Genomic DNA, 7,331 nt, shown 5'->3' on the forward strand with positions numbered 1-7,331 from the left:
GCTTCGGCTTCGGCTTCGGCTTCGGCTTCGGCTTCGGCTTCGGCTTCGGCTTCGGGGAGCGGGTCATGACCGCCGTCTCCGAGAACGGCCACCGCATCGCGTTCGTCGACAACGACAAGAAGCCCTGCGGCCACGGCCGGATGCTGCGCAAGGAGGACCCGCGCTTCGTCCGCGGCAAGGGCCGCTACGTCGACGACCTCGACCTGCCCGGCATGCTCCATCTGGCCATCCTGCGCTCGCCGTTCGCGCACGCCCGCGTCCTCTCCGTCGACACCACCCTCGCCGAGGCGCACCCGAAGGTCCGCCTCGTCGTCACCGGCGCGATGCTCGCCGAGAAGGGCCTGGCGTGGATGCCGACCCTCTCGAACGACGTGCAGGCGGTCCTGGCCACCGACAAGGTCCGCTTCCAGGGCCAGGAGGTCGCCTTCGTCGTCGCGGAGGACCGCTACGCGGCCCGGGACGCCCTGGAGTTGATCGACGTCGAGTACGAGCCGCTGGACCCGGTGATCGACGTACGCACCGCCCTCTCCCCCGACGCGCCCGTCATCCGCGACGACCTGGAGGGCAAGGCCGACAACCACTGCTTCGACTGGGAGACCGGCGACGAGGCCGAGACCGAGGCGGTGTTCGCCCGCGCGGACGTCGTGGTCACCGAGGACATCGTGTACCCGCGCGTGCACCCGGCGCCGATGGAGACGTGCGGCGCGGTCGCGGACTTCGACCAGGTCGACGGACGCCTCACCCTGTGGTCCACCACCCAGGCCCCGCACGCCCACCGCACCCTCTACGCGATCGTCGCAGGGCTGCCGGAGCACAAGATCCGGGTGATCTCCCCCGACATCGGCGGCGGCTTCGGCAACAAGGTGCCGATCTACCCCGGTTACGTGTGCGCGATCGTCGGCTCGCTCCTCACGGGCAACCCGGTGAAGTGGATGGAGGACCGCGCGGAGAACCTCATCAGCACCGGCTTCGCCCGCGACTACGTGATGCGCGGCGAGATCGCGGCCACCCGCGACGGACGCATCCTCGCCGTCCGCACCCACGTCCTCGCCGACCACGGCGCGTTCAACGGCACGGCCGCACCCGTGAAGTACCCGGCGGGCTTCTTCGGCGTCTTCACCGGCAGCTACGACATCGAGGCCGCCCACTGCAAGATGACGGCCGTCTACACCAACAAGGCGCCGGGCGGGGTCGCTTACGCCTGCTCGTTCCGCATCACCGAGGCGGTCTACCTGATCGAGCGGATCGTGGACTGCCTCGCCTACGAACTCGCCATGGATCCGGTCGAGTTGAGGATGAAGAACTTCATCCGGCCCGAACAGTTCCCCTTCCGCACCAAGACCGGCTGGGTCTACGACTCCGGCAACTACGCGCCCACCATGGAACTGGCCAAGGAACTCGCCGGCTACGACGCCCTGCGCGTCGAGCAGGCCGAGAAGCGGGCCCGCGGTGAACTCATGGGCATCGGCGTGTCGTTCTTCACCGAGGCGGTCGGCGCGGGGCCCCGCAAGGACATGGACATCCTCGGCCTCGGCATGGCCGACGGCTGCGAACTGCGGGTGCATCCGACGGGCAAGGCAGTCGTACGGCTCTCGGTGCAGTCGCAGGGGCAGGGGCACGAGACGACGTTCGCGCAGATCGTCGCCGAGGAACTCGGCATCCCGCCGCAGGACATCGACGTCGTGCACGGCGACACCGACCAGACCCCCTTCGGCCTCGGCACCTACGGCAGCCGCTCCACCCCCGTCTCGGGCGCCGCCGCCGCGCTGGTCGCCCGCAAGGTACGGGACAAGGCGAGGCTGATCGCCTCCGGGATGCTGGAGGTGTCGGTCGCCGACCTGGAGTGGGAGAAGGGCTCCTTCCATGTCGCGGGCGACCCCGAGGCCTCGGTCAGCATCCAGGCCATCGCGATGCGGGCGCACGGCGCGGGCGACCTGCCCGAGGGTGTGGAGGGCGGGCTGGAGGCGCAGATCTGCTACAACCCGGAGAACCTCACCTATCCGCACGGCGCCTACATCTGCGTCGTCGACATCGACCCGGGCACGGCGAAGGTGACCGTCCGCCGCTTCGTCGCGGTCGACGACTGCGGCACCCGCATCAACCCGATGATCATCGAGGGGCAGGTGCACGGCGGGCTCACCGACGGGGTCGGCATGGCGCTGATGGAGATGATCTCCTTCGACGAGGACGGCAACTGCCTCAGCGGTTCGCTCATGGACTACCTGATCCCCACCTCGCTCGAAGTTCCCGACTGGGAGACCGGGTTCACCGTCACGCCGTCCCCGCACCACCCCATCGGCGCCAAGGGGGTCGGCGAGTCCGCGACGGTCGGCTCGCCACCCGCGATCGTCAACGCGGTGGTCGACGCCCTGAAGCCGTACGGCATCCGGCACGCGGACATGCCGCTCACACCCTCCCGGGTGTGGGAGGCGATGCAGGGCCGACCGACTCCGCCGATCTGAAGGTGGCTGTAATGACCGGCAAGTTGAGTGCCCGGGCGCTCGAACTCACCGAGCGACGCGTGCCGTTCGTCCACGCGCGCGTGGTCCGCGCCCAGGCACCCGCCTCGGCGCACCCCGGCGACGAGGCCATCGTCCACGGCGACGGCACCATCGACGGCTTCGTGGGCGGCCAGTGCGCCGAGGGCTCGGTGCGTACGGCCGCGCTGGGCGCCCTGCACGACGGCGGACCCCTGCTGCTGCGCGTCCTGCCGCAGGGGGACGCCGAGTTCCCCGAGACACCCGGGGCACGGGTGGTCGTCAACCCCTGCCTGTCCGGCGGTGCGTTGGAGATCTTCCTGGAGCCGGTGCTGCCGCCGCCGCTGATCGAGGTCGTCGGGACCACGCCGGTGGCGGAGGCCTGTGTCGCGTTCGCCGCCCTGCTCGGTTACGCCACGGCCCGCTCCCTGCCCGAAGGACCGCCCGCCGAGCACACCGCCGCCGTGATCGTGGCGGGGCAGGGCCGCGGCGACGCGGAGTCCCTGCGTGCCGCCCTGGACGCGGGCGTCGGTCACATCGCGCTGGTCGCCAGCCACCGCCGCGCCGCCGCCCTCCTCGACGAACTCGGCCTGACCGAGGCGGAACGGACCCGCGTCCAGGCGCCCGCCGGGCTGGACATCGGCGCCCGTACGCCGCCCGAGATCGCGCTGTCGATCCTCGCGGACGTGGTGCGAGTCGTCCACGCGGCGAAGGTCACCGTGCCCGAGCGACCGCCCCAGGCCGTGGACCCGGTGTGCGGGATGACCGTGACCGTATGCGCCGACACACCTCGTCTCACCACCGGGGACGGCGAGTTCTGGTTCTGCGGGACCGGCTGCCGGGACCGCTGGTCCGCGGGTGCCACGGGGTGAGCGGACTCTTCACGGACGCCGACGACGTACGGCGGCGGCTCGGCGAGGCCGGCCACCTCGTCGACGACGGCACGGCGACCGCCCTGCTCCTCGCCACCCTGCTCGACCGCCCGCTGCTGCTGGAGGGCGAGCCGGGCGTGGGCAAGACCAGCGCCGCGAAGGCGCTCGCCAAAGCCCTGGGCACTCCACTGATCCGGCTTCAGTGCTACGAGGGGCTGACGGCGGGCGAGGCGCTGTACGAGTGGAATTACCAGCGCCAACTGCTCGCTGTCCGGCTGACCGAGGCGCACGGGCGGGAGCTGTCCGACGCCGATCTGTTCAGCGAGGAATTCCTCCTCGACCGTCCGCTGTTGCGGGCGGTGCGCCATCAAGGCCCGCTGCCGCCGGTGCTGTTGATCGACGAGATCGACCGGGCCGACGACGAGTTCGAGGCGCTCCTCTTCGAATTCCTGGGCGAACGGTCCATCAGCGTCCCTGAGTTGGGCACCTTCACCGCCGTACGGCCCCCCGTCGTGGTGCTCACCTCCAACCGCAGCCGGGAACTCCACGACGCGCTGCGCAGGCGGTGCCTCTACCACTGGATCGACTTCCCCACCCCTGAACGCACGGCGGAGATCCTGCGCCGCACGGTACCTGCCGCGAACGAGCCGCTGATCGCGTCGACGACCGAATTCATCGGCCGGGTAAGGGAGTTGGACCTCGACAAGGCGCCCGGCATGGCGGAGGCCATCGACTGGGTCTCCGCCCTGGCGGCGCTGAGGGTCGCACGGCTGGCCCGCGGCGACATCGTCCGCACACTCAGCACGGTCGCCAAGAGCCCCGACGACCGCATTGCCGTCATCGAGGCCCTCGGCACGCTCGGCTATCCCGAAGAAGCGAGGAGACCATGAGGATCGACAACGAGTTCATCGTCGGCGTCCCGGTCGAGCGGGCGTGGCAGGCGCTCACCGATCTGGAGGCCCTCGCCCCGTGCATGCCCGGCGCCGAACTCACCGGCGTCGACGGTGACGTCCACCGGGGCAAGGTCCGGGTCAAAGTCGGGCCCATGATCAGCCAGTTCGCCGGCACGGCACGTTTCGTGGAGCGGGACGAGGCCGCCCATCACGCCGTGATCAGCGCGGCCGGCAAGGACATGCGTGGCGGCGGCAACGCATCCGCGACGGTCGACGCCCGGCTGCGCGGCGAGGGCACGGGCACGGTCGTGACCGTCAGTACGGACCTCAACATCAGCGGCAGGCTGGCCCAGTTCGGCAGCGGCATGATCAAGGAGATCTCGGAGAAACTGTTCGCGCAGTTCGTGGCGAACGTGGAGACACAGCTGCTGGCGACGCCGGACCAGCACGAGGACGTACCGGAGACGGAAGCGGAACCGGCCTCCGTGGCACCGTCCTTGGCGGTGGCCGAGCCGCTGAACCTGATGCAGGTGGCCGGTACGTCCGTGTACAAGCGGCTGATCCCCGTCGTCGTCGCGGCCGTCGTCGTCGCGGTGGTGGTCTGTCTGCTGGTCCGATGACACCGACCGGTCCGCTGCTGTCCGCCGTCGACCGGGCCGCCTTCGCCACCGCGCTGGCCGCCCGGCTCAGGGAGCACGGCGTGCCGGTGGGCCCGACCGCGGCCCGTGACTTCGTGCTCGCGCTCGCCGCGGTCCCGCCCATGACACGGACGTCCCTGTACTGGACGGCCCGCGTCACCCTCGTCCGCGACCATCCCGAACTGGCCCGCTTCGACGAGGTCTTCGACGCGATGTTCGGCCAGTCCGTGCTCGCCGTCGACCCGAACGCGCGCCGCAACGGGCACGACGCGGGGGCCGGAGGCGAGAACTCCGAGGGCACCGACTCGCCCGGCAGCACCCCCGTCGGGGGTTCCGGTCTGCCGTGGGTGACCCTGCCGCCCACCGTGGACACCACCGACCACAGTGCGGACCACGTCCTCACCGTGCCCGAGCGGCTGCCGAGCGACCTGGCGGCAGCGGTGGACACACCGTTCGGTGAACTGAGCGCCGAACAGGCCGAGTTGCTCGGCCGCTGGCTGGAGTCACGGCTACGGGAGTGGCCCGTGCGCCGCACCCGGCGCCTCGCCGTGCGGACGGGCGGTCACCGGGTGGCGGTCCGGGAGACGGTGGCACAGGCCCGGCGCACCGGCTGGGAGCCCGTGCGGCTGGTCCGGGCGGGGCCGGTGGACCGGCCCCGCCGGGTCGTGGTGCTGTGCGACGTGAGCCGGTCGATGCAGGCGCAGGCGCTGGCGTATCTGCACCTGATGCGGGCCCTCGCGGTGACGACCCGTGCCGAGGTCTTCGCGTTCGCCACGTCGTTGACCCGGCTCACGCCGGTCCTCGCGCACCGCTCGGCGCGGGAGGCCTTCGACGAGGCGGCCGAACGCGTCACCGACCGCTTCGGCGGCACCCGCATCGCCCACTGCCTGGGCACGCTCCTCGCCTCGCACCACGGCGGCACCCTGCGCGGCGCGGTCGTACTGATCGCCTCGGACGGCTGGGACAGCGACCCGCCGGACGAACTGGCCACGGTCATGGCCAGGCTACGACGCCGCGCCCACACCGTGATCTGGCTCAACCCCCGGGCCGCGGCCCACGGCTTCACGCCCCGCACGACGACGATGACGGCGGCTCTGCCGTACATCGACCTGCTGCTGCCGGCCGACAGCTTCGGCGCGCTGCTACGGGTGCCGGGCGAGATTGCCGGGCTCGGGAGGCCGCGCGAAGTGCGCCTCCCGAGGGGCGCGGGGAACTGCGCGACCAGCCCCCACCGGCCCGCAGCCCAGGGACCGAACCCTCAACTCCACAACGTCACATGAATCGCCGGCCGAAACCGCCCCGCCGTAACCCCCGCACCCCGCAGCATCGCCTGCGTCGCCCGCGGCGTGGTGACGAACCGCCGCAACTCCGCGGCGGCGGGCGGCGCCTCGCGGTCGGGGAGGGTGAGCAGGTTCCAGGAGCCGCGAGCGGGGAGCTGGGGACCCGCGAGTTGGCGGAGGTCGCCTTCTGCGAGGTCCTTCGTCACGGCGAACGCGACCGCGAGAGCGACTCCCTTGCCCCGCTTGGCCTCGTCGACGGACGCGGCATGACTCTGAAAGATCCGCTGGTTGTGTTCCGGGATACCCAGTCGCCGCAGCACCGACGGCACCATCCCCGTCCGCCCGACCGCCGAGGGCCCCAACAACCACGTCTGACCGCGCAGTTCGGCCGCCCCCGCACTCCCCGCAGTCGCGAGCGGATGGTCGGGCCCTACGACGGCGACGACCTGGTAGTTGAGAAAGTGGGTGCAGATCATCGCGTCGTCCAGCGTCGCGGGGCGAGGCCCGATCGCCACGTCGACGGAGCGGTTGAGCAGCAGGGACGGGAAGTTCTGCGGGCTGTGCACGCTCAGTTCGACGTCGAGATCGTCCGCGCGCCCCGCGAACAGTTCGATCAGACCGGGCGCGGCATGTTCCGCGAACAGGCTCGACGCGGCGACGCGCAGCAGTCTCCGGCCGGAGCCGGCCTGTTTCACTTCGAGGATCGTCCGGTCCTGGAGTCCCAGCAGTTCGGCGGCCCGGCTGGCCAGCCGCAGCCCGCCAGGGGTGAACGCGAGCCCGTTGGCCGTGCGGGCGAAGAGCTTGTCGCCGAGTTCCTTGCGCAGATGCGCGATGTGGATCGACACGGCCGACTCCGTCACGGCGAGATCGGCCGCGGCCGCCTTCACGGAACCGAGACGGACGGTCGCCGCGAAGGCCCGAAGCTGTGCCGGGGTCAACCAGAACCTCCCGCACTCACCACGGGTGCCCATTCACCTGTGCCGTGGACCTCAAATTAGCGCACCTGTTCGCCGAGAGCCATGGTCGCGCCGAGAGCCGGGGAAACACAGGAAAAGCACAGGCTGGAGAGTTCAGCGGCGGTCCAAGGCCCGTACATCGCAAGGGTGTTGACGTGCACACCACCCTGGAGCGGTACCCGGACGGGGTCGAGGGCGAGAACTTCTTCCAGAAA

Annotated in this window: 6 protein-coding genes; 5 read left to right on the forward strand and 1 reads right to left on the reverse strand. The window is 71.1% G+C overall.

Annotated elements, in window-relative coordinates; all coding sequences use genetic code 11:
* The first annotated feature begins 65 nt into the window (after window positions 1–65).
* The 5 genes from ACWDEW_RS48665 to ACWDEW_RS48685 are packed head-to-tail and all read left to right on the forward strand — an operon-like array spanning window position 66 to window position 6,160.
* A complete protein-coding gene (locus ACWDEW_RS48665; RefSeq protein WP_450522798.1) occupies window positions 66–2,462 on the forward strand; it encodes an aerobic carbon-monoxide dehydrogenase large subunit in 2,397 nt (798 codons plus the stop codon).
* A gap of 11 nt (window positions 2,463–2,473) precedes the next feature.
* A complete protein-coding gene (locus ACWDEW_RS48670; protein WP_450522789.1) occupies window positions 2,474–3,349 on the forward strand; it encodes an XdhC family protein in 876 nt (291 codons plus the stop codon).
* Entirely contained in the window at window positions 3,346–4,239 is an 894-nt protein-coding gene (locus ACWDEW_RS48675) for an AAA family ATPase (RefSeq protein WP_450522791.1), read from the forward strand. Before ACWDEW_RS48670 ends, ACWDEW_RS48675 begins: the two co-directional genes overlap by 4 nt.
* The gene (locus ACWDEW_RS48680; protein ID WP_450522793.1) at window positions 4,236–4,862 is read left to right on the forward strand and encodes an SRPBCC family protein; all 627 of its coding nucleotides are present in this window, start codon (window positions 4,236–4,238) and stop codon (window positions 4,860–4,862) included. Before ACWDEW_RS48675 ends, ACWDEW_RS48680 begins: the two co-directional genes overlap by 4 nt.
* Window positions 4,859–6,160, forward strand: coding sequence for a vWA domain-containing protein (locus ACWDEW_RS48685; protein WP_450522794.1), 1,302 nt, complete (start codon window positions 4,859–4,861; stop codon window positions 6,158–6,160). Before ACWDEW_RS48680 ends, ACWDEW_RS48685 begins: the two co-directional genes overlap by 4 nt.
* Here the strand turns inward: ACWDEW_RS48685 and ACWDEW_RS48690 are convergent.
* Window positions 6,139–7,098 carry a LysR family transcriptional regulator gene (locus ACWDEW_RS48690; protein ID WP_450522796.1) on the reverse strand — a complete coding sequence of 320 codons (960 nt, stop codon included), beginning with the start codon at window positions 7,096–7,098 and terminating at the stop codon, window positions 6,139–6,141. The two genes, ACWDEW_RS48685 and ACWDEW_RS48690, sit on opposite strands and share 22 nt — an antisense overlap.
* Window positions 7,099–7,331: the final 233 nt, after the last annotated feature.

The organism is Streptomyces sp. NPDC001100, from assembly GCF_053598575.1.